19 protein-coding genes and 2 riboswitches are annotated in these 22748 nt (G+C 73.2%); of the genes, 15 read left to right on the top strand and 4 right to left on the bottom strand.

Annotation, left to right across the window (positions count from 1 at the left end; genetic code table 11):
- Positions 1 to 28: 28 nt before the first annotated feature.
- Positions 29 to 304 carry a DUF7336 domain-containing protein gene (locus MVG78_RS19325; protein ID WP_247556075.1) on the bottom strand — a complete coding sequence of 92 codons (276 nt, stop codon included), beginning with the start codon at positions 302 to 304 and terminating at the stop codon, positions 29 to 31.
- Positions 305 to 843: 539 nt separating this feature from the next.
- A riboswitch (glycine riboswitch) is annotated at positions 844 to 951 on the top strand.
- Positions 952 to 954: 3 nt separating this feature from the next.
- Positions 955 to 1056: riboswitch (glycine riboswitch) on the top strand.
- A gap of 66 nt (positions 1057 to 1122) precedes the next feature.
- On the opposite strand from MVG78_RS19325, the gene gcvT reads away from it, so the two are divergent.
- From gcvT to MVG78_RS19305, 4 genes are all read left to right on the top strand, one after another.
- The gene (gcvT, locus tag MVG78_RS19320; RefSeq protein WP_247560539.1) at positions 1123 to 2229 is read left to right on the top strand and encodes a glycine cleavage system aminomethyltransferase GcvT; all 1107 of its coding nucleotides are present in this window, start codon (positions 1123 to 1125) and stop codon (positions 2227 to 2229) included.
- A gap of 69 nt (positions 2230 to 2298) precedes the next feature.
- Positions 2299 to 2673 (top strand): glycine cleavage system protein GcvH, encoded by a 375-nt coding sequence (gene gcvH, locus MVG78_RS19315; RefSeq protein WP_247556072.1) that lies wholly within the window; start codon positions 2299 to 2301, stop codon positions 2671 to 2673.
- Positions 2674 to 2680: 7 nt separating this feature from the next.
- Positions 2681 to 5608, top strand: a complete 2928-nt coding sequence (gene gcvP / locus MVG78_RS19310) for an aminomethyl-transferring glycine dehydrogenase (protein WP_247556053.1) — start codon at positions 2681 to 2683, stop codon at positions 5606 to 5608.
- Positions 5609 to 5625: 17 nt separating this feature from the next.
- A complete protein-coding gene (locus MVG78_RS19305; RefSeq protein ID WP_247556033.1) occupies positions 5626 to 6162 on the top strand; it encodes an NUDIX hydrolase in 537 nt (178 codons plus the stop codon).
- 18 nt (positions 6163 to 6180) lie between these two features.
- On the opposite strand, the gene MVG78_RS19300 is transcribed toward MVG78_RS19305, so the two are convergent.
- Complete coding sequence (locus MVG78_RS19300) at positions 6181 to 7068, bottom strand: cation diffusion facilitator family transporter (protein ID WP_247556030.1); 888 nt, start codon at positions 7066 to 7068, stop codon at positions 6181 to 6183.
- 365 nt (positions 7069 to 7433) lie between these two features.
- On the opposite strand from MVG78_RS19300, the gene MVG78_RS19295 reads away from it, so the two are divergent.
- From MVG78_RS19295 to MVG78_RS19260, 8 genes are all read left to right on the top strand, one after another.
- Positions 7434 to 8273 (top strand): alpha/beta hydrolase family protein, encoded by an 840-nt coding sequence (locus tag MVG78_RS19295; protein WP_247556027.1) that lies wholly within the window; start codon positions 7434 to 7436, stop codon positions 8271 to 8273.
- Positions 8273 to 8917, top strand: coding sequence for a ribonuclease HII (locus MVG78_RS19290; protein WP_247555966.1), 645 nt, complete (start codon positions 8273 to 8275; stop codon positions 8915 to 8917). The genes MVG78_RS19295 and MVG78_RS19290 overlap by 1 nt, the downstream gene beginning before the upstream one ends.
- A gap of 72 nt (positions 8918 to 8989) precedes the next feature.
- Complete coding sequence (locus MVG78_RS19285; protein WP_247555963.1) at positions 8990 to 9250, top strand: hypothetical protein; 261 nt, start codon at positions 8990 to 8992, stop codon at positions 9248 to 9250.
- Between the two features lie 148 nt (positions 9251 to 9398).
- Complete coding sequence (locus tag MVG78_RS19280) at positions 9399 to 10484, top strand: site-specific DNA-methyltransferase (protein WP_282615029.1); 1086 nt, start codon at positions 9399 to 9401, stop codon at positions 10482 to 10484.
- 200 nt (positions 10485 to 10684) lie between these two features.
- Positions 10685 to 12019, top strand: coding sequence for a hypothetical protein (locus MVG78_RS19275; protein ID WP_247555961.1), 1335 nt, complete (start codon positions 10685 to 10687; stop codon positions 12017 to 12019).
- Positions 12020 to 12041: 22 nt separating this feature from the next.
- Positions 12042 to 12932, top strand: a complete 891-nt coding sequence (locus tag MVG78_RS19270; RefSeq protein ID WP_247555958.1) for a WcbI family polysaccharide biosynthesis putative acetyltransferase — start codon at positions 12042 to 12044, stop codon at positions 12930 to 12932.
- Between the two features lie 113 nt (positions 12933 to 13045).
- Positions 13046 to 14677 carry an AMP-binding protein gene (locus MVG78_RS19265; protein ID WP_428480827.1) on the top strand — a complete coding sequence of 544 codons (1632 nt, stop codon included), beginning with the start codon at positions 13046 to 13048 and terminating at the stop codon, positions 14675 to 14677.
- Between the two features lie 13 nt (positions 14678 to 14690).
- On the top strand, positions 14691 to 14945 hold the full coding sequence (locus MVG78_RS19260; RefSeq protein WP_247555918.1) for an acyl carrier protein: 255 nt from the start codon (positions 14691 to 14693) through the stop codon (positions 14943 to 14945).
- A 212-nt stretch (positions 14946 to 15157) separates the two neighbouring features.
- Here the strand turns inward: MVG78_RS19260 and MVG78_RS19255 are convergent, their stop codons facing one another.
- Both MVG78_RS19255 and MVG78_RS19250 read right to left on the bottom strand, forming a co-directional pair.
- Positions 15158 to 15691: a biotin transporter BioY gene (locus MVG78_RS19255; RefSeq protein WP_247555915.1), complete on the bottom strand. Its 534-nt coding sequence runs from the start codon at positions 15689 to 15691 to the stop codon at positions 15158 to 15160.
- Positions 15688 to 16878, bottom strand: a complete 1191-nt coding sequence (locus MVG78_RS19250) for an A/G-specific adenine glycosylase (protein WP_247555897.1) — start codon at positions 16876 to 16878, stop codon at positions 15688 to 15690. Before MVG78_RS19250 ends, MVG78_RS19255 begins: the two co-directional genes overlap by 4 nt.
- A gap of 213 nt (positions 16879 to 17091) precedes the next feature.
- Here MVG78_RS19250 and MVG78_RS19245 point away from each other — a divergent pair, with 213 nt between their 5' ends.
- The 3 genes from MVG78_RS19245 to MVG78_RS19235 are packed head-to-tail and all read left to right on the top strand — an operon-like array spanning position 17092 to position 22426.
- Complete coding sequence (locus MVG78_RS19245; RefSeq protein ID WP_247555894.1) at positions 17092 to 17580, top strand: DUF721 domain-containing protein; 489 nt, start codon at positions 17092 to 17094, stop codon at positions 17578 to 17580.
- Between the two features lie 21 nt (positions 17581 to 17601).
- Positions 17602 to 18270, top strand: coding sequence for a DsbA family protein (locus tag MVG78_RS19240; protein WP_247555875.1), 669 nt, complete (start codon positions 17602 to 17604; stop codon positions 18268 to 18270).
- Between the two features lie 52 nt (positions 18271 to 18322).
- Positions 18323 to 22426: a chromosome segregation SMC family protein gene (locus MVG78_RS19235; RefSeq protein ID WP_247555872.1), complete on the top strand. Its 4104-nt coding sequence runs from the start codon at positions 18323 to 18325 to the stop codon at positions 22424 to 22426.
- Positions 22427 to 22748 lie beyond the last annotated feature (322 nt).

Here is a 22748-nt window from a genome sequence, read left to right as displayed (position 1 = left end):
CATCGCGGCCTTGCGCGGAACATCTGCGCTATGGCCTGGGCCGCTCTCCCGTATCCGCCTCGTTGAAACCCTCCGGCCAGAGTTCCTGGTCCACCACCACTTCGGTAATGCGGAAGCCACCGGGCCAGTCGCGAAAGCCGGGGAGCTGACGCATGCGTCCGATCGCCTGTCTCGCTTTCTCTTCGGACGAATAGATGCCTATGAGCTTCATCGACATTTCGATCTCGTCCGTTTCCGTTTCATCACCGTCCGCATCCATTTCGTGATGCTCGACGATCCAGAAGTTTTGGCTTTTTTCGGTCATATGATATTTCCTCCGGTATCAATCCCAAGCATCCATTCAATGAATGCACGCTCGCCATATTTTTTTATTCTGCTATATTCGCTACTGGTTGGCCTCCCTTTTCCCGTGCATTCCCAATTGCCTTTGCCATACTGGTCGTTCATTCACTTCGTGGCGTATTCCTCGGCTGTCTGGTTTTGCCCACGTGGGATACCCCTTGCCGAGCTTGGAACATCGCTATCTGCCTCCTTGCCGCTCAACCCGGGCTTCTTCTGCCGGGGTGGTCCGGGATCTTTCGGAAGGCTGCCTGTTTCGGGTGTCTCCGTGGCCCCCGGGGCGCGACGCGCGCTCGTGGCAGCGGTGTTTCCCTGTCCGGCTCGCCCGCTGCGGGTATAGGCGGAGACATGCTCCGGCCTGCCGTTGCGCTGCCGTTCATAGGCACGCACGGAGACCATGCTCTGCCCCGCCGCCGTGCGCAGCGGGGAGGTGGCCAGCGCCTTCCACCCACTCGCCGCCGTTGCCAGCGCCCATGCCGCAATGCCATAACGGCCCGTACCCGCTGATCCCGCGCGGGAGAGCGAGGCCGTCCGGTGCCGAACCGGCCGGCCTCCGCCGAAGGCGCAACCGGCCCCCGGAAACGCTCAGGCCCGATGGACCGCGCGGGGAAGGGGCCTCTGGAAAGCCCGGCCTGCCCCGAAACGGGCGTTCCGGCACCGACGGAGTAAGGCGCGGGTGCCATGCCCGGCCGAATCTCTCAGGTCCATGGACAGAGGGGGGCCACGTTCCGTTCCGCCGCCCTGAGCGGTGAAGGAGGATGCGTGGCTGACGCCGCCGAGACGATGCTTGAGACCCCGCGCGAGACCCCCTTGGCCGACTGGCACCGCGCCCAGGGCGCGCGCATGGTGCCCTTCGCCGGCTACATGATGCCGGTGCAGTACCCCGCCGGCATCATCGCCGAGCACAAGGCCTGCCGCGAAGGCGCGGCGCTGTTCGACGTGTCCCATATGGGCCAGGCGGAACTGCGCGGCGAGGGCGCGGCGGCGGCGCTGGAGGCGCTGACGCCCGCCGATGTGCAGGGGCTGAAGCCCGGGCGGCAGCGCTATGGCGTGCTGATGACCGAGGCGGGCGGCATCCTCGACGACTTCATGTTCACCAATCTCGGCGACCGGATGTTCCTGGTGCTCAACGCCTCCCGCAAGGCGGTGGACGAGGCGGCGATCGGGGCCATCCTGCCGCCTTCCATCACCCTGGCACCGATGCCGGAGCGCGCGCTGCTGGCGCTGCAGGGGCCGGCGGCCGAGCGCATCCTGTCCGGGCTGGCGCCCGAACTGGCGGCGCTGCCCTTCATGGGCGTGGCCGAGGTGACGCTGCTGGGCGGCCCCGCTCTGGTCAGCCGCTCCGGCTATAGCGGCGAGGACGGCTACGAAATCAGCGTGCCGGCGGAGAACGCCACGAAGCTGGCTGAGGCGCTGGTCGCGGCGGGGGCCGCCCCGGCCGGGCTGGGCGCGCGCGACAGCCTGCGGCTGGAGGCCGGGCTCTGCCTCTATGGCAACGACCTGGACGAGACCACCAGCCCCATCGAGGCCGCGCTGAACTGGACCATCGGCAAGCGCCGCCGCACCGAATGGAACTTCCGCGGCGCCGAGCGGGTGCGGGAGGAGCTGGATCACGGGCCGAAGCGCCTGCGCGTCGGTTTCTCGGTGGAGGGGCGCCAGCCCGCCCGTGCCCATACCCCCGTCCAGTCCGGTGCCGAGGTGGTCGGCGAGGTGACCAGCGGCGGCTTCGGCCCGACGCTCGGGGCGCCCGTCGCCATGGGCTATGTGCGCCCCGGCCTCGCCACGGACGGTACGGCGCTGGACCTGATGGTGCGCGGCAAGCCCGTCGCCGCGACGGTCGCGCCCATGCCCTTCGTGCCGCACCGCTACAAGCGCGCCGGCCGCGCCTGACCGCCCCTTTTCCACCCCGCCCCGCCGACGGGGCGGGGCCCATGGACCGTTTCGCAGGAGCCAGCCCCGATGTCCGAGATCCGTTACACCAGCAGCCATGAATGGGTCCGCCCGCAGGGCGAGGAGGCCGTGGTCGGCATCACCGGCCACGCCCAGGAAGCCCTGGGCGACATCGTCTTCGTCGATCTGCCCGAGGTGGGGCGCGAGGTCGAGGCGGGCGAGTCCATCGCGGTGGTGGAGAGCGTGAAGGCCGCCTCCGACATCTATGCCCCCGTGGCCGGCACCATCACCGGCGCCAACGAGGCGCTGAGCGACGATCCCGGCCTGGTGAACCGCGACCCGATGGGCGAGGGCTGGTTCTTCCGCATCAGGCCGAAGGACGCCGCCGAGGTGGACGGGCTGCTGGACGAAGCGGCCTATGAGGCCGTGGCCGCCGCTGGTTGATGCCGTGATGAGCGCCCTCGAACAGCTTGCCGCCCTGGAGGACCAGGGCGGTTTCGTCCGCCGTCATCTCGGCCCCTCGGAGGGGGAGATCGCGGCGATGCTCGCGGCGATCGGGGCGGAGAGCCTCGATGCCATGACCGCGCGCACCGTGCCCGCCGCCATCCTGGGGGATACGCTCGACGCGCTGCCGCCCGCCATTGGCGAATCCGAGGTGGTGGCCGAGCTGGCCGCGCTCGCCGCGCAGAACAGCGCGGTGAAATCGCTGATCGGCATGGGCTATCACGGCACGCATGTGCCGCCGGTGATCCTGCGCAACGTGCTGGAGAATCCCGGCTGGTACACGGCCTATACGCCGTACCAGGCGGAGATCGCGCAGGGCCGGCTGGAGGCGCTGGTCAACTTCCAGACCATGATCGCCGACCTCACCGGCCTGCCGGTGGCCAATGCCTCCCTGCTCGACGAGGGCACGGCGGCGGCGGAGGCGATGGCCATGGCGCTGGCCGCCGTGAAGGGACCGCGCGCCACCAACCGGCGCGTGATGCTGGTTTCGCGCGACCTGCACCCGCAGACGCTGGCCGTGCTGCGCACCCGCGGCGCGCCGCTGGGCATCGAGATCCGCCCGCACGCGCCCGGCGAGATGGCCGATGCGATCCGCAGCGAGGGGCCCTTCGCCGCGATCTTCTCCTATCCCGGCACGACCGGCGAGTTGCGCGCGGAGCTGGAGGCGGAGATCCGCCTCGCCAATGATACCGGCGTCACCGCCATCGTCGCGGCGGACCCGCTGGCCCTGGTGCGGCTGAAGCCGCCGGGCGAGATGGGCGCCGACATCGTCATCGGCTCCTCGCAGCGCTTCGGCGTGCCGATGGGCTGGGGCGGCCCGCATGCCGCCTTCATGGCGGTGAAGGATGGGCTGAAGCGCCTGATGCCGGGCCGCATCGTCGGCGTTTCCGTCGATGCCGCCGGGCGCCCGGCCATGCGCCTCGCGCTCCAGACGCGTGAGCAGCATATCCGGCGCGAGAAGGCGACCTCGAACATCTGCACCGCGCAGGTGCTGCTGGCGGTGATGGCCGGGCTCTATGCCGTCTGGCATGGCGCCGACGGGCTGCGCCGCATCGCCGACCGCGTGCATCTCCAGGCGCGGCTGCTGGCCGGCGCGGCGGTCCGGGCGGGCTTCACGCTGCGGCATGAGGGCTTCTTCGATACCATCGCCATCGAGGCGGGCACGAAGGCGGATGCGCTGATGCGGGCTGCGCTGTCGCGCGGCTTCAACCTGCGCCGCGTCGATGCGGGCTGCGTCGGCATCAGCCTCGACGAGACCGTGTCGCGCGGCGATCTGGCGAAGCTGGCCGAGGCGCTCCGCGAGGCCGCCGGCGCGCCGGGCTCCGGGCTGGACGGGATCGAGGCGGCGGGCGGCATTCCCGCCGCGCTGGAGCGCGAGGGCGCGATCCTCACCGCCGAGGTCTTCTCCGCGCACCGGAGCGAGCATGGCATGCTGCGCTACCTGAAGTCGCTGGAGGACCGCGACGTCGCGCTGAACCGCAGCATGATCCCGCTCGGTTCCTGCACGATGAAGCTGAACGCCACGGCGGAGATGATGGCGATCACGCTGCCGGGCTTCAGCAACGTGCATCCCTTCGCCCCGGCGGATCAGGTGCCGGGCTATCTGACGCTGGTGCGGCGGCTGGAAAGCTGGCTCTGCACCGTCACCGGCTTCGCCGCCGTGTCGCTGCAGCCGAATGCCGGCAGCCAGGGCGAGTATGCCGGGCTCCTCGCCATCCGTGCCTGGCACCATGCCCGCGGCGACCAGCAGCGCAATGTCTGCCTGATCCCGTCCTCGGCCCATGGCACCAACCCGGCCTCGGCGGCGATGGCGGGCATGCGCGTCGTGGTCGTGCGCTGCGACAATGACGGCAATGTCGATCTCGACGACCTGCGCGCGAAGGCGGAGGAGCATGCCGCGCAGCTCGCCGCGCTGATGATCACCTATCCCTCGACGCATGGCGTGTTCGAGGAGGGCATCCGCGAGATCTGCGCGCTGATCCACCGGCATGGCGGCCAGGTCTACATGGACGGGGCCAACATGAACGCGCAGGTCGGGCTGACCTCGCCCGCCAGCATCGGGGCGGATGTCTGCCACCTGAACCTGCACAAGACCTTCTGCATCCCGCATGGCGGCGGCGGGCCGGGCGTCGGCCCGATCGGCGTGGCGGCGCATCTGGCGCCGCATCTGCCGAACCACCCGCTGCTGGCCGAGGCGGGGCCGGAGACCGGCTTCGGCCCGGTCTCGGCCGCGCCCTTCGGCTCTGCCTCCATCCTGCCGATCCCCTATGCCTATATCCGCATGATGGGGGCGGCGGGGCTGAAGCGCGCGACGCAGGTGGCGATCCTCTCGGCCAACTATGTGGCGAAGCGGCTGGAGGAGCATTACCCGGTGCTCTACCGCGGCCGTCAGGGCATGGTGGCGCATGAATGCATCCTCGACTGCCGCGGCTTCCAGGCCGAGGCGGGGATCGCGGTGGAGGACATCGCCAAGCGTCTCCAGGATTTCGGCTTCCACGCGCCGACCATGTCCTGGCCCGTCACCGGCACGCTGATGGTGGAGCCCACCGAGAGCGAGCCGAAGGCGGAGCTCGACCGCTTCGTGGAGGCGATGGTCGCCATCCGCGCGGAGATCGCCGAGGTGGCGGAAGGGCGTCTCGACCGGGCCGACAACCCGCTGAAGAACGCGCCCCATACCGCGGAGGAGGTGACGGCCGCGGAGTGGACGCATGGCTATTCCCGCCAGCAGGCCGCCTATCCGGCGCCCTGGGTCGCCGGCCGCAAGTACTGGCCGCCGGTCAAGCGCGTGGACAACGTGTATGGCGACCGCAACCTCGCCTGTACCTGCGCGCCGCTCGAAGCCTATGCGCAGGACATGCGCATCGCCGCCGAGTGACGCAGAAGCCCTGGACGGTGCAGCGATCCCGCACCGTCCTGCGGGATCGCTGGATCCATGTGAATGCGGAGGCGGTGGAGGACGCGCGGGGCAACCTGCTCGATCCCTACTACACCTTCGAATATCCCGACTGGGTGCATGTGGTCGCGCTCACCCCGGCGGACGATCTGGTGCTGATCCGCCAGTACCGCCACGGGGCGCGGGCGTTCTGCCTGGAACTCCCGGCCGGCGGCATGGACCCGGGCGAGGCGGACCCCTTGCCCGCCGGGGCGCGCGAGATGCTGGAGGAAACGGGCTACGCGGCCTCCTCGCTGCGCCTCGTTTCCAGCCTCTCGCCCAACCCGGCCTCCCACCGCAACCGGAGCCACTGCGTCCTGGCGCTGGATGCGCGGAAGGTCGCCGAGCCTCATCTGGAGCCGGGCGAGGACATCACCGTGGAGCTGCATCCCTGGCGGGAGGTGCTGGCGCGGCTGGATGAGGGCGTCATGCAGCAGGCCATGCATGTCTCGGCGCTGCTGCTCTGCCTGCGCGCGGCGGGGCGACTGCGCTTCTGAATTCGCGGGAGGGTGGCGTCAGAGCACCAGCACGCCCTGCCGCTGCGCTTCCTCCTCCGGCTCCGGATGGATGGTCACCACGATATCCCCCACCTCCCGCCGCAGGGCTTCCTCGACGCGATTGCAGATCGCATGCGCCTCCCGAAGCGGCATGTCGCCCGGCAGGACGAGGTGGCATTCGAGGAAAAGCCGGCCGCCGACACGGTGCGCGCGCAACTCGTGCGCCTCCAGCGCCCCATCGGCGTTCCGCGAGATGGTCTCGCGCAGCCGCTGCATCACCCCCCTGTCCGGCGCCGCATCCATCAGCCCGCCGACGGAGTTCCGCACCACCCCGGCGCCGCTCCAGAGGATGTTCAGCGCCACCAGCGCGGCCAGGGCGGGGTCGAGCCAGGGCCAGCCGGTCAGCGGCACCAGGGCGAAGCCCAGCAGCACGCCGCCGGAGGTGAAGACGTCGGTGAGGAGGTGCTTCGCATCCGCCAGCAGGGCGGGGGATTGCCGGGCCCGCCCGGCGCGGAGCAGGACCATGGCCCAGACGCCGTTCAGCACCGTGGCGGCGGCGTTGATGACCATGCCGATCAGCGGTGCCGCGACCGGTGTGGGCGACAGGAAGCCGAGCCAGGCCTCCCGCAGGATGGAAAGCGCGGCGAGGACGATCAGCACGCCTTCCAGCACGGCGGAGAAGTATTCCGCCTTGCCATGGCCATAGGGATGCCCGGCATCGGCGGGACGCTGGCTGATCCACAGGGCCAGGGTCATCGTGCCGGCCGTGGCGACGTTGATGATGCTTTCCAGCGCGTCGGAATAAAGCGCGACGCTGCCCGTGATCCACCAGGCGGCGAATTTCAGGCCCAGCACCACGAGGCCGACCAGGATGCTGCCGAGAGCGAGGCGGATGGCGGGGGACATGGGCTTCTCCCTGCGGAGAAGGGGGCGATAGCGAGGTGCCGTTTTATAGTCAACGTATGAATAGCTGTTTTTATGTTAAAGGTGTGGGGTGTATCGCGCTGCCATCACGCCGGGCTTGCTGGACGATCCCACCATCCGCCCCCAGATGAGGGGTTCAAGGCGGGCCGGTCCGGCCCGTGCCCCGCCCGGCCTATCCCCCATCCTCAGGAGCGCGGCGTGGGCCGCGTGGCGGTGTTCACGGCATGGCGCAGCGACGACACTCTTCCCGGGCTCCCATGGCGGGCGGGCGGCGCGCGCTGCTTGGCGTACTGGCGGCCGCGCCATTGCTGCGGCCATCCGGAGGCGAGGCTGCCCCGCCCCCACCCGTGGAAAGCGAAGCCCGCTGGCGGGACCCCGCGCGCGACCGCGAGATCCCCGTGCTGCTGCGCATCCCGGCAGGGCAGGCGCCCTTTCCCACGGTCCTGCTCAGCCATGGGCTGGGCGGCTCCCGGCATGGCCTCGCCTATCTGGGCAGCGCCCTGGCGCGGGCGGGCTTCCTGGCCATCCACCTGCAGCATCCGGGCAGCGATGACAGCCTCTGGCGCCATGGCGGGGACCGCATGGCCCTGGCGGCGGCGGCCTCCGACGTGAACGTGGCGCTGGACCGGCTGCGCGATGTCCGCTTCGCGCTCGACAGCCTGCCACCTCAGGCCGATCCGCGCCGCCTCGCCATCGCCGGGCATTCCTTCGGCGCCTGGACGGTGCAGGCCATGCTGGGCCAGCGCCTGCCGGGTGGCGACCGGGGGCTGGACCTGCCCGATCCGCGGCTGAAGGCGGGCATCGCGCTGTCGCCCATCCCCGCGCAGGGCCTGCCCCCGCGCCTGGCCTATGCCGGCTTCGTCGCGCCCATGCTGCATGTCACCGGCAGCAACGACGATGGCTGGATCGAGGGCGTGCGCGCGGCGCAGCGGCGCGAGCCCTTCGAGGCGGCGCGCAATCCCGGCGCGCTGGCGGTGCTGAACGGCGCGGTGCATGCCTCCTTCGCCGACGAGCCCGGGGCCGGGGCGCGCTGGAGCGACCCGACCTATCACACCCGCACAGCGGGGCTTGCCACGGCCTTCCTGCGTGCCACCCTGCTGGGCGATGCGGCGGCGGCGCGTTTCCTGCGGGATGGCGCGCCGGGCCTGCTGCATGCGCAGGATGTCTGGGAGACGCGTTCGATCTGATGCCCGACTACAGCCTGGAACTGGCCGCCGGCGGACGTGTCGCCGGCGTGGACGAGGCCGGGCGCGGCCCGCTGGCGGGGCCCGTCCTGGCCGGTGCGGTGATCTTCACGGCAGAGCCGCCGCCGGCCCTCGCGCGCCTCCTCGACGACAGCAAGAAGCTCAACGCCGCGCGGCGCGAGGCCGCCTTCGCCGCGCTGCGCGAGGCCGCGCGCGCCGGCCGGGCCCGGGTTGGCTGGGGCGCCGCCACGGCGGCGGAGATCGGCGCGCTCAACATCCTGCGCGCCACCCATCTCGCCATGCTGCGTGCCGTGCGCCGCCTGGGCCCCGTGCCCGACCTCGCGCTGATCGACGGCAACATGGCGCCCCGCGCGCCCCACGCCTTGCCCTGCGCCACGCGCTGCGTGATCGGCGGGGACGGCCTCTCCTTCTCCATCGCCGCCGCCTCGATCGTGGCGAAGGTGCTGCGCGACCGCGCCATGGTGCGCTTCGACGCCCGCCACCCCGGCTACGGCTTCGCCCGGCACGCAGGCTACCCCACCCCCACCCACCGCGAAGCCCTGGCCCGCCTCGGCCCTTGCCCCCAGCACCGCCGTGGCTTCGCCCCCGTCGATCAGGCCCTCCTGCTGCTGGAGCCGGCTGCGTGATCGGGCCGGGGCCAGAGGGGCTCCGCCCCTCTGGCCCCGGCCCGATCACGCAGCGGCAGCAGGAGCGGAGGCATGACGATGGAGGAGATGCTGGCGGCGGATGCGGCGCCGGAGGGCGTGTCGCCGGCGTTGCGGGCGGTGTGGCACGGGCTGCGCGGGGAGTGGGAGGCCGCGCATGCGCTGGTGCAGGACGAGCCGGGGCGCGAGGCCGCCTGGGTCCATGCCTGGCTGCACCGGATCGAGGGCGATCTCGGCAATGCTGGCTACTGGTACCGCCGCGCAGAATCGGGAGATGCCGCCGCGTGGCGCCGCCACCGATCCGGAAGGCCATGACATCGCCAGGGCCCTGTTCGGCCTTTGATCCCGTTGACAACGGCGTCGCACGAGGTTCGCGGCTGACGCGAGTTGCCGTGTGAGTCGCCCTCGCTTGACGGGGCGACTCGGCTTCAGCACTTTGCCGACTCGACAGAGGGGGATTGCTGTGGGCACCGGGCTGGACCTTCCGCTCGACCAGGTCATGGTCGGCGACTGCCTCGACATGCTGCGTCAACTGCCGCCGGCCTCGGTGCATGCGATCTTCGCGGACCCTCCGTACAACCTGCAGCTCAAGGGCGATCTCGTGCGCCCCGAGGGCGGGCTGGTGGATGGGGTGGACGACGCCTGGGACCGGTTCGACGGCTTCCCGGCCTATGACTCCTTCACCCGCGCCTGGCTGACCGAATGCCGCCGCGTGCTGCGCAAGGACGGCACGATCTGGGTGATCGGCGCCTATCACAACGTCTTCCGCCTCGGCACGGCCTTGCAGGATCTCGGCTACTGGATCCTGAACGACGTGGTGTGGCGCAAGTCGAACCCGATGCCGAACTTCCGCGGCCGCCGCTTCACCAATGCGCATGAGACGCTGATCTGGGCCTCGCGCGGGCCGGAAAGCCGCTACAAGTTCAACTACGCCGCCATGAAGGCGCTGAACGACGACGTGCAGATGCGCTCGGACTGGCTGATCCCGCTCTGCACGGGCAATGAGCGCCTGCGCGACGAGAAGGGCAAGAAACTGCACCCGACGCAGAAGCCGGAGGCGCTGCTGCACCGGGTGATCCTGAGCTGCACCGCGCCGGGCGAGGTGGTGCTCGATCCCTTCATGGGCAGTGGCACCACGGCGGCGGTGGCGCGGCGCCTCGGCCGCCGCTTCATCGGCATCGAGCGCGACGAAGCCTATGCCGAGGCGGCGCGGGCGCGCATCGAGGCGGTGGAGCCGCTGCCGGAAAGCCTGGCGCTGAGCTTGCCGGCCCGGCGCGAGCAGCCGCGCATCCCCTTCGGCACGCTGGTGGAGCGTGGCCTCGTGCCGCCGGGCTCGCGCCTCGTGGACCGTCACCGCCGCTGGCGGGCCGAGGTCGGGGCGGATGGCACGCTCCGCTGCGGCAAGTCGCTGGGCTCCATCCACAAGGTCGGTGCCGAGGTGCAGGAGGCGCCGACCTGCAACGGCTGGCTCTTCTGGCATGTGGAGCGCCGCGATGGCTCGCTGCGCCTGCTGGACGAGTTCCGCGCCGAACTCGCCGGGCAGGTCTGAGGGCCGCCCCGGCCTCCGTCCGGCCCTGCTCCCCTTTCGCGGCCTGCTCCATTCCGGGCCGGCCAACCGCTGGGCGGGCATTCACGACACCTTCTGAACAAAAACGGGCGCCGGCCGGCAAGGCACCCTGTTGCAGTGCAATTTCTTGCGGTAACGCAACCCCTGGTAGATATTGTTAACGGTTCACCGGGGGTTGGTGCATGGCGGCGCAGGTGCTGCTGATCTATTTCGGGGCGGATGGGAACAGCCACCTGTTCCGCCGGGAAGGCTGGTCGCATCAGGAACCCGAGATCGTCTGGAGCATGGACGATCGCTGCCGCCTGGAACTCCCCCCGGAACTCCTCCCCCTGCGCCCTGGCGTGCCGCTGCGGCTGGAGGCACGGGGCTTTCCCGCGCTGAACCACGAGAGCGGCCACCGCGTGCAGCGGCTGCGGCCGGTCCTGAACGGTACGGTCCTGCCCGAGATCGTCGCGCAGGCCACCGGCAGCTTCACGCTGGACCTGCCGTCCGAACTGCTGCGGGCGGATGCCGCCAACGACCTCGTCTTCGAGCAGCCCGACGCATCCCGCCCGCCCTCGCGGCCCGGGCAGCCGCCCTCGGGCGATACGCGCCGGCTGGCCTTCGCCTGGCAGACGCTGCGCCTTTCCCCAGTGCCGGGCGTCGCCGCCCTCGGCCCGGCGGAGGGCACGCACGCCGCCATCACCCTGCTCATCGCCGGCAACCACCAGGCGCGGCAGATCGCCCGCAACCTCGGCCGCCTGCGGAGCCTTTCGGGGCGGCTGGCCCTGCGCCATGTCGGGGAGGGGGATGATCTCGCCTCCATCCTGGCCGAGGCAGGGGAGGAGGGGCCGGTGGCCCTCTGGTCCCAGGCTTCCGGGCAGGGGGCCGGGGAGGCGGGCAGGCTGGCCGAACGGCTTCGCTTCCCGGTGCTGCGGGGGCATCTGCACTGGCCGCTGCTGGCACCCGATCCGCGCAACCGGCCGGAACGGCTCTGGCCCGGCGGGCGCTATGGCGGCGCGCTCTACACCGACCGGATCGCCGCCGGCCTCGCGGCGGAGGCGCCGGGGCTGACGGATGGCGATCTGTACCGCCGCTACCTCGCCGTCTCCTGTGAGGCGCTGGACATCGCCGGCGACTGGGCGGCCTCCGGCTTCTCCGCCTGGGAACAGGCCGAGACGGACTGCGAGATCCGCGTCGCGGCGGAGATGCGGGCGATGATGCGCCGCGCGCCACTGTTCAACACGCCGAACGATCCGGCCGGCGCGCCCTTCCATTTCGTGACCGAGGCGCTGCTGCGCCGGACCTCGCTGCTGGACGCATCGGCGCGCGAGGCGGCGCTGGAGGAATACCGGCAGGCGAGCCGCGGCTGGCTCGGCCTGTCCTGCACGCATCAGACGCCGCTGCATCCCGAGGTGGCGCGGCGCCTCGGCCTCGACTGGTGCGATGGCGACACGCGCTTCGCCTGGTTCGGCAACCGCTGGACCTTCCGGGAATACATGCTCCGCTACATCCGGTGGCAGCCATGGGCACGCTGAGGCGGGCGAAGGGGAGGGCAGGATGAGCGAGGCCCGCGCGCGCCTGGTGATCGGGGCGAACTGCCAGGGGCAGGAGATGGCGGAGGTGCTGGGGCGCATCCCCAGCCTCGCCGAACGCTTCGACGTGATCCATGTCGGCTACCACACGCTCGACCGGGCGGAGGCGGGATGGGACAGCTATCCCGATTTCCGCGACGCTCCGGCGCTGCTGTGGGAGCAGGTCTTCGACAACGCCTTCGTCGAGGAGCGCGCCGCGCTGCGCGGGCGCATGCCGGAGGGCACGCCGGTGCTGCGCTTCCCGCCGCAGAACATCACCGCGCTCTGGCCCTTCGAGGCGCTGGACCCGCGCAAGGGCGGGCCGGAGGATGGGGCCTATCCGGAAGGCGAGCGCTACCGCCTGGGCGACCGCATCGCCATGATGCTGTCCGTGGACGGCGAGGCGATCGCGCTGCCGGACGATGCGCTCTTCGACCTGTATCTGGAGCGTTGCGCCACGGAGCTGCCGCGCCTCGACCGCCGCCTCGGCTTCGACCTGGCGCGCGCGGAGGCGCGGGACAAGGACAGCGACATCGCCCTGGCGCCCTTCGTCGCCGGACGCTTCCGCGAGGAGCGCCTGTTCCACGACTACATGCACATCGCCGCCCCTTTGCTGCGGGAGATCCTGCGGCAGATGCTGGAAGCCTCGGCGGGGCTGCTGGAGATCGACGCCGCACAGGCCCAGGCCGAGATCCAGGGGCTGACGGAGAGCTATCGCGGCCAGCACTTCGCGCAGATCCCGGTCAACCCACTGGTGGCGCGGCATTTCGGCCTGCGCTGGCACGATCCGGCGGAACGGGTGCTGGTGAATGCCAGCGCGCTGAGCTTCCGCGACTACATCGTGGATTACATCCGCTGGCGGCCGTATTTCACATGAAGGGCGCGCAACCGGCCATGTCCCTCGGCCAGCCTCTGGTGGCGGACACGCCGCGGGCCCGCTACTTCGCCGGCTTCCTGCTGGCGCTGGACGAAAGTCCGGAGGAAACGGCGCTGCTGCTCCACCGAGCTTCCGGGACGGAGGCCCTGAGCGCCGCCGAGCTGGGCCGGCGCATCGCCGCGCGGATGGTGGCGCTGCGCCGCGCCGGGCTGCGGCCGGGGCAGGTGGTGCTGATCTTCTCCGACACGCGTGCCGACCTGTTCGCCAGCTTCTTCGCGGCGCAGTTCCTGGGCGCCGTGCCTTCGGTGATGCCGCCGCCCACCGCGAAGCAGGACACCGCCCATTGGCGCGAGGCGCATCGCGCGCTGGTGGCGCGCATCCGGCCGGGGCTGGTCTGCGGCCTCGGCGAGGCGATCGGGGCGCTGGGCGAGACCGGCGTGCCGGCGCTGGATTTCGGCGCGCTCTCGGCGCTGGATGATCCCACGGCGCGGCGGCCCGTGCCGGAGCCGGTGGCGGGCGACCTGGCGCTGCTGCAGCATTCCTCCGGCACGACCGGGCTCAAGAAGGGCGTGATGCTCGGCTATGACGCGCTGGTGCGGCAGGCCGATGCCTATGGCGCGGCGCTGGATCTGCAGCCGGGCGACAAGGTGGTGAGCTGGCTGCCGCTCTATCACGACATGGGGCTGATCGCCTGCACCGTGCTGCCCTTCGTCGCGGCCATGCCGGTGCTGGCGCTCGATCCCTTGGAATGGCTGGCCGACCCGCTTTCGGTCCTGCGCCTCGCGGAGGCGGAACGCGCCACGCTGCTCTGGCTGCCGAACTTCGCCTTCGACCATCTGGCAGGCGCGGCGCGGCGGCTGCGCGGCGCGGCGCTGGACCTGTCGGGCCTGCGCGCGGTGATCAACTGCTCGGAGGTCTGCCGCGCGGCCTCGATGGACCGGTTCCTCGATGCCTTCGCCGCGCATGGCCTGGCGCCGGAGGCGCTGCACACCTGCTACGCCCTGGCCGAGAACGTCTTCGCCGTGACGCAGAGCCTGCTGCGCCCGCCACGGGAGCATGGGGTGTCCCACCCCGCCGGCCCGGCGCGCCTGCTGCTGGACCGCGCGGCGCTCGATGCGGGGCATGTCGTGCCCGTCCTGCCCGGCATGCCGGACGCGGTGGAACTGGTGTCCAGCGGCAGGCCGATCGAGGGCTGCATGCTGCGCTTCCTCCCGGCCGGGGATCCCGGCGGCGATCTGGGTGAGATCCTGCTCCGCTCCGATTGCCTCTTCGACGGCTATCTCGGCGAGCCGGCGCTGAGCGGGGAGCGCTTCGTCGATGGCTGGCTGCGCACGCGCGACCTCGGCTTCCTCCATGACGGAGAGCTCTATGTGCTGGGGCGGCTGGACGATGTGCTGATCTATCGCGGCCGCAACCTGGTGGCGCCGGACCTGGAGGCGGCGCTGGCCGCCGTGCCGGCCATCAAGCCGGGCCGCGCGGTGGTCTTCTCCATTCCCGACGAGCGCGTCGGCAGCGACCAGATCGTGGTGCTCTACGAGGCGGCGGAAGGCGAGCCGGAGGACGGGGCCGCGATCCAGGCCACCGAACGCGCGGTGCGTGCCCTGCTGGCCGAACGCTTCGCCGTCAATCCGGTGCATGTCGGCCGCCTGCCTCCCGGCACCCTGCGCAAGACCACCAGCGGCAAGATCAGCCGCGCTCTCAACCGTGCGGCCTTCCTGCAGGCCGGCGGACAGGCGGCGCCATGAAAGGGGCTCGGTGATGGCGGAAACCGTGGAGGCCGGGTTGGCCGCGCGTTTCGAGACGGTGCTGCGTCAGGCCTTCCCGGGCTTCCGCGGCGCCTTCCACGAGGGGCTGACCGCCGCCGACGTGCCCGGCTGGGATTCGGTCGCGCATGTGAATCTGCTGATGGACCTGGAGGACGCCTTCGGCATCGAGATCCCGCCCGAGGCGGCGGCGCAGGTCCCGGATGTGGGCGGGCTGATGGCACTGGTGCGGGAGCGCCTGCCGGGCTGAGGGCCCCCGGGATGACGCGCCGGGTGGCCGCCCCAGCGGCCATGCCGGCGAAGCAGGATCGCCCCGGGGGGAAGAACTCCGCCCCCCGGGGCGGCAGGCCGCGCGCCCCTCCCCGGGAACGCGGCCCGGCCGGATGTGGACGGGCCCACATCCGGTCCGTATGGGGCGCCGGGCAACATCTCCCTGCCCGGCGCCCTTTCGGCCGCGAAGGCTCAGCGGCGGGCGAGGCGCAGCGCCGCGAAGGCGAGGCCGGTCTTCACCAGCGTGCCGGGGATGAACAGCACGAAGCCGGCCATCAGCGCCTTCTCCCAGCCGGCGAAACCGGCCAGCCAGGCGACGCCCGGCACGAAGAGCGCGAGATGCGCCACGGTCAGCACCAGGGCGCCGCGCAGCCAGGAGCCGGAGGCCTGCCCGGCGATCCAGGCGGCGGGCAGGAAGCCCAGCAGGTAGCCGGCGGTCGGCCCGGCGAAGGCGGTGAGGCCGGTGGCGCCGCCGGCGAAGACCGGCAGGCCCATCGCGCCCTCGGCCAGGTAGAGCGCGACGCTGGCGGCGCCGAGGCGGGAGCCGCCGAGGGCGCCGAGCAGCAGCACCGCGAGGGATTGCAGCGTCGCCGGCACCGGCCACATCGGCACGGTGACCTGCGCCGAGGCGGCCAGGATGCCCGAGCCGATCAGGGCAAGGCCCAGGAAGCGGGCGAAGGAGAGAAGGCCGCCGCGCGACCGGGCCTGAGTCAGAAGAGCGTTCATGGTTTCGTCCGGCGTTTCGGAGGCCCGGAACCGGGGGCGCCGCGTGGGCGCCCCCGGGCCGGGGTGGCCCTGGGTGCCATGGCCGGGGCCTCGCCCGCAAGCAGGCCGGTGCCGGCCGGTGCCGCGACCTGTGCCATGGGGGTCATCCCATCCGGGATGGCCAGGGCCAGCAGCCGGCCCATGGCGGTGGGCAGGGCACCCCTCGCCTCGGCCTCGCCGAGCCAGAAGAAGCCCTCCGGGACCGCCGCGCCGTCCGGCAGGAGGGCGGTCAGCAGCCGCATCTCCAGCTCCAGATGAGTGAAGCCGTGCCGGGCCACGCCGGGCAGCAGGCGCCATTCGGCGGGGAGCGGCGCATGGGCCAGGGCCTCCGCCTCGCTCCAGGCCGCGCCCTCGCGCCAGGGCGTGCCGGGGATCTCGGGCATGCCGCCCAGCAGCCCCTGCGGCGGGCGATGCCGCAGCAGCAGCCGGCCACTGCCGTCGCGCAGCAGGAAATGCATGCCGTGGCGCAGCCCCCGCACTGGTTTCGGCGCCTTGACCGGCAGGTTGTCCTGCACCCCGGCGGCCTGGGCGGCGCAGTGGCCGCGCCAGGGACACAGGGCGCAGGCCGGGCGGCGCGGGGTGCAGATCGTGGCGCCGAGGTCGAACAGCGCCTGGGCGAAATCCCCCGGCCGGGCCCGGGCCGCGGGCTGTTCCATGAAGGCGCGGGCCAGTTGGGCGAGGCGGGGCCGCGCGGCCGGCAGCGGATCACGGATGTCAAAGAGCCGGGCCACCACCCGCTCCACATTGCCGTCCACCGGCACGGTGGGGCGGCCGAAGGCGATGGCGGCGACGGCGGCCGAGGTATAGGCGCCGATGCCGGGCAGGGCCCGCAGGCCGGATTCGGTTTCCGGAAAGCCGCCGCGCGCCGCCACGGCCTGGGCGGCGGCATGCAGGTTGCGCGCCCGGGCATAGTAGCCGAGCCCGGCCCATTCCGCCGCCACGGCCTCCCAGGGCGCCGCCGCCAGGGCCTCGACATCGGGGAAGCGGGCGAGGAAACGGGCGTAGCGCGGGCCGACCGCGGCCACGGTGGTCTGCTGCAGCATCACCTCCGAGAGCCAGATGCGGTATGGATCGCGCTCGCCACGCCAGGGCAGGCTGCGCCGGTGGCGATCGTACCAGTCGAGGATGTCGGGGGCAGGGGGATGCATCGGGTGGCAAAGGAGGGCGGGACAGGCCGCCGATCAAGCCCCGATGGGGCGAAGCCGGCCGCCCGGCCGGGCACGGGACGCCGCTCGCAGGGTGTGGGCCAGGGAACAGGCCAGGGAACGGGGCAGGGACCGGGGCTGGGAGCCGGAAAGGCGGAACCGGGCGCGGCCCCGGTGCGCGCCGCCGTTCCCCGGGGAGAGGTGGCCCGGGGGGAGGTGCCCCAGCGGGGTGCCGGGCCGGCGGCCCGCCCCTTCGCGCCGCGCCGGCCGGAGGCCGGGCTGCGCCCCCTGGGAATCGTCCTGCCGCCCATCACCCGCCCGGTCTTCCGCCGCCGCAGCCCCGCCGGGGCCAGCCTGATCTCGGACTGGGCGGCCATCGTCGGCCCGCAGCTCGCCGCCGTGACGCAGCCGCTGCGCCTCACGCGCGGCACGCTGACCATCGCCTGTTCCGGCCCCATGGCCATGGAGCTGCAGCATCTCGGCCCGCAGCTCATGGCCCGCATCAATACCAGCCTGGGCAGCATCGCCGTGGAGGCGCTGCGCTTCGTGCAGCAGGCCCCGGCGGGCCGGGCGGCCCGCCCCGCCGCCCCGCGCGACCCTGCCACCCTGCCGGGGGATCTGGCCGAGCGCCTGGCCGGGGTGCAGGATCCGGATCTCCGGGCGGCGCTGGAAAGAATGGCCCAGGGCGTTTATCGGAAGCGCTGACGGCAAGCGGAGCGATCCATCATGACGATTTCCCGACGCGGCATGCTCGCGGCCACCGCCCTCGGCGCCCCGGCCCTGCTGGCGCTCCGCCCGGCCCAGGCCCAGACATCAGCCCAGACACCGACCCAGACTCCCGCCGCCCCGGCCCCGGCTGCACCGGACCCCCGCATGGCCGAGCGCGGTGCGGGCAAGCCCGATGCCCCGGTGACGGTACTGGAGTACTTCTCCCTCACCTGCCCGCATTGCGCCCGCTTCCACAACGAGGTCTGGCCGAAGGTGAAGTCCGGCCTGGTGGAGCCCGGCAAGGCCCGCATGGTGTGGCGCGACTTCCCTCTGGACCAGCTCGCCCTGGCGGCGGCCTGCGCCGCCCGCGCCCTGCCGGTGGACCGCTACGAGGGCTTCGTCAGCGCCCTCTTCGCCAACCAGGACCGCTGGGCCTTCGCGCGCGGCATCGACAATCTGGGCGAGGTGGCGAAGATCGCCGCGCTGGCCGGCATGTCGCGCGCCGATTTCGACGCCGCCGTGAACGACCGGAACCTGCAGCGCGCCATCATGGAGATGCGGCAGCAGGGCGAGAACGAGTTCAACGTCAACAGCACGCCGACCTTCGTCTTCAACGGCAAGTCCGTGCCGGGCGAGATCCCCTTCGAGCGCTTCGCCGAACTGGTGAAGCAGGCCACGCCCGGCTGACACACCGAGGGGGCAAGGATTGGCAGAGGATCGCTTGAGGATCGTTTTCTAGATGGACTCCATTCCGCCGCGCGACCTGCCCGGCGATGAAGGGGGTGACGGGGAGGAGGGCGGCACCGCCCGCGCCTCTTCCCGGGACAGCGGGACCACGGAGCGCGGCCTGCGCTCCGCCACGCTCACCCGCCTGCGCATCGCCGGCTTCAAATCCTTCGCCGAGGCGCAGACGGTCGAGGTCCTGCCCGGCCTGACCGGGATCGTCGGCCCGAACGGCTGCGGCAAGTCCAATGTCGTGGAGGCGCTGCGCTGGGCCATGGGCGAGTCCAATGCCCGGGCCATGCGCGGCGCCGGGATGGACGACGTGGTCTTCGCCGGCACCAGCACCCGTGCCGCCCGTTCCCATGCCGAGGTCGCGCTCTGGCTGGAGGATGCCGCCGGCCTTGCTCCGCCGCCGAATGCCGAGGTAACGGAGCTGGAGATCGTCCGCCGCATCGAGCGCGGCGAGGGCACGGGCTATCGCATCAACGGGCGCGAGGTGCGCGGGCGCGACGTGGCGACGATGTTCGCCGATCTCGGCACCGGCTCCCGCGCCTCCGGCATGGTCAGCCAGGGCAAGGTCGCCGCGCTGATCGGCGCCAAGCCGGAGGATCGCCGCCAGGTGCTGGAGGAGGCCGCCGGCATCGCCGGGCTGCGCGCCCGGCGCCACGAGGCGGAGCTGAAGCTGCGGCAGGCGGAAGGAAACCTGTCCCGCGCCGAGGACCTGCGCGCCCAGTTGGAGCGCCAGCGCGAGGGGCTGCGCAAGCAGGCGAAGCAGGCGGCCCGCTACCGCAACCTGTCCGGCCTGACGCGGGAGGCGGAGGCCGAATGGCTCGCCATCCTGGCCGGGCGCGGCGAGGCCGGGCTGCACGAGGCCCGCACCCGGCGCGCCCAGGCCCAGGCGGCCTTGCAGGCGGCCGAGGCGGAGGCGGCGCGCGCCGCCGTGGCCGCCCATACCGCCACCAACGCCCTGCCCGCGCCGCGCGAGGCCGAGGTCCTGGCCCGCACGCTGCTGGAGCGCCGCCGGGTGGAGGCCGAGGGGCTTTCCGCCGAGGAGGCCCGTGCCCGCGCTGCGCTGGAAGCCGCCGAGGCGCGGCTGCGGCAGGTGCAGGAGGATCTGGAACGCGCCGCCATCGCCGCCCGCGCCGCCGACGAGGCGCTGGCCCGGCTGGGCGGTGAGGAGGCCGGGCTCGCGGCCGAGGCCGAAGCGATGCCTGCCCGGCTGGCCGAGGCCGAGGCGGAGGCCCAGGCGGCCCGCACCGCGCTGGACGAGGCCAGCCGCGCCGCCGAGCGCGCCGCCGAGGAGGCATCGGCGGCGGCGGCGGACGAGGCGCATCGCCGCGCCGCCCGCGAGGCCGCCGAGGCCCGCGCCAACCGCGCCGCCGGGGCGCTGGCGCGGCTGGAATCCGAACGCGGCGAGGCCGAGGCAGCCATCCCGCCGCCCGAGGCGCTGCCCGCCGCGGAGACGAGGCTCGCCGAGGCCGAGGCGGCACGGGCCGCCGCCGATGCCGCGCTGGAGGCCGCCGAGACCGCCCGCGTCGCGGCGCAGGAAGCCCATGCGGCCGCCCGGCTGCGCGCCGATTCCGCCGCCGCCGCCCTGCAACGCGCCACGGGCGACCGCGATTCCGCCGCCGCCCGCCTGGACCGGGCACGGAAGGATTCGGAGCAGCTCGCCGCCGAACAGGCACGGATCGCGGCCGCCCGCCTGCCGGATGGAGTGCTGGAAGCCGCGCGGCGGGAGCTTGCCGAGGCCGAGGCCGCCCATGCCGCCACCACCGAGGCGGCGCGCGAGGCCGAGACCGCCCGCGAGGCTGCCCGTGCCGCCCTGGCCCGCGCCCGGGAGGCCGCCAGCGAGGCGGAAGCCGGGCAGGCCCTCCTCGCCGCCGAGGCGCAGGGGCTGGAGGCGCTGCTGCGCGCCGATGCGGGCAAGGGTGATGCGCCGCTGCTGGACGCGACCACCGTGCCGCCGGGACTGGAGGTGGCGCTGGGCGCCGCGCTGGGCGAGGCGCTGGAGGCCGCCGCCGGTTCCGAGGCGCCGCGCCACTGGCGCGAACTGCCGCCGCTGCCGGGTGCCGGGCCGCTGCCGGACGGGGTGCGGGGCTTCGACCGGCTGATGGAGGCCCCGGCCCCGTTGCGCCGCGCGCTCTCCCAGGTCGGGCTGCTGCCGGAGGGAGCGGATGGGGCGGCGCTGCAATCCGCGCTGGCCCCCGGGCAGATCCTGGTCTCCGCCGAGGGCGGGCTCTGGCGCTGGGATGGCTATACGGTCCGCGCCGGGGCCCCGAGCGCCGCCGCGATCCGCCTCCAACGCCGCAACCGGCTGCGTGCGCTGAAATCCGACCTCGCCGCCGCCCAGGAACGGGCGGCCGGGGCGCGGGAGGCGCGGAGCGGGGCCGAGGCAGCGGAGCGCGAGGCGATCGCCCGCGAGAATGCCAGCCGCGAGGCGCGCCGCGCCGCCGAATCCCGACTGGCCAGGGCACGCACCGAGGAATCCCGCCTTGCCGCCGAGGCCGCCGCTGTGGCCGGGCGCGAGGCCGCGCTGGCACCGCGGCTGGAACAGGCCGCCGCCGAGCTGGAGGTCGCGCAGGTCGCTCTGTCGGCGGCAGGGGAGGCGCTCGCCGCCCTGCCGGATGCCGGCGAGGCCGCCCGGGCCCGCGACGCCGCCCGCACCGCCGAGGCCGAGGCCGGTACCGCCGAGGCGCAGGCCCGTGCCGCGCGGCGCGAGGCCGGGCTGAGCCTCGATGCCGCCCGCACGGCGCGCGACCGGCTGGCCGCCGATGCGGCGCGGGCGGAAAGCCGCCTCGCCGCGCTGTTGCCGGAGATCGAGCGTGCCCTGGCCGAGCAGGCCGAGGCGCAGGCGGCGCTGGAGATCGCGGGGCGCGCCGGCGAGGTGCCCGTGGAGACCGCCCGCGCCGCGCTGGAAGCCACCCGCGCCGCGCTGGCCGGCGCGCGCGACACGGAGGCCCGGCTGCGCGAGGCTGTGGCCGCGCTGCGCGCCGAGGCCGCGCGGATCGCCGCCCGGCGCGAGGCCCTTGCCGCCGAGCGTGCCGGCTGGGTGGCCCGAGGCACCGAGGCCGCCGCGCATCTGGCCGAGCTGGAACGCCGCGCCGAGGAGGCCCGCCGCCTGTGCCGCGAGGCCGCCGAGGCGCCGGACGCCGCCGGTTCCCGCCGCGAGGCCTCCGCCCGCATCCTGGCCGAGGCCGAATCCGCCCATGCCGAGGCAGCCCGCATCCTGGCCGGGGCGGAACAGGCGGTGCGCGACACGGCGGAGGCCCGGCACCGCGCCGAGGCCACCCATGCCGCCGCCCGCGAGGCGCGCCTCGCCGCCGATGCCGCCGTGCAGCGGGCCGAGGACGCCGCCCGCGCCCTGATGGCCCGCATCGCCGAGCGGCTGGGGCCGGAGGCGGTGCTGCCCGGAGCGCCGGAGGATCTGTCCGAGGCGGCCGAGGAGCGCGCCCGCCGCAAGGCCGAGCGCCTGGCGCGGGAGCGCGAGGAGATGGGGCCGGTCAACCTGCGCGCCGAGGGCGAGGTGGCGGAGATCGAGGCGCGCCTCGCCGGGCTGGATGCCGAGCGCGACAGCATCGCCACCGCGATCAACAAGCTGCGCGGCTCGGTCGGCCATCTGAACCGCGAGGCGCGGGAGCGGCTGCGCGCCGTCTTCGACAGGGTGAACGCGGAATTCCAGGCACTCTTCACCCGGCTCTTCGGGGGCGGGCGGGCGCATCTGGCGCTGGTCGGGTCGGAGGACATCCTGGAGGCCGGGCTGGAGCTCTTCGCCGAGCCGCCGGGCAAGCGGCTGGCCGCCCTGTCGCTGCTTTCGGGCGGAGAGCAGGCGCTGACGGCGCTCTCCCTGATCTTCGCCGTGTTCCGGTGCCAGCCCGCCCCGGTCTGCGTGCTGGACGAGGTGGACGCCCCTCTCGACGATGCCAATGTGGAACGCCTTTGCGGGCTGCTGGAGGCGATGGCGGAAGGGGGCACCCGCTTCCTGGTGGTCACCCACCACCCGCTGACCATGGCCCGCATGCACCGGCTCTACGGCGTCACCATGCAGGAGCGTGGCGTATCCCGCCTGCTCAGCGTGGATCTGTCGCGGGCGGTGGAGATGGTGGCCCAGGCGACGGCCTGAGGGGCGTTGCTCCCGTGGCCCTGGGGAAAGGCGCTGCCTTTCCCCAGCCCCCTATCCGCCAGGAACCTGAGGTTCCTGGACCTCCCACTCGCTGGTGCCGATGCGGCCGGATCACGCCGGAGAGCATGGCTCTCCGGCGGCTGCGGGTGCCACCGGCGCGGACAGGGTGTTTTCTCCTTTCTGGTACCCCATGTCCGCCGCGCTTCGGGATGCAGCCGCAGGGCTGACGACAACCGCCTGGGGCAACTCCCGGGGTCCAGGGCCCGCAGGGTCCTGGCGGAGTGGGGGTTCCGGGGGAGAGGCAGCGCCTCTCTCCCGGGGG

The sequence above is a fragment of the Roseomonas gilardii subsp. gilardii genome, assembly GCF_023078375.1.
GTDB lineage: Bacteria > Pseudomonadota > Alphaproteobacteria > Acetobacterales > Acetobacteraceae > Roseomonas > Roseomonas gilardii.
Note: the sequence above shows the minus strand (reverse complement) of the source record. Positions and strands in the feature narration are given on the sequence as shown.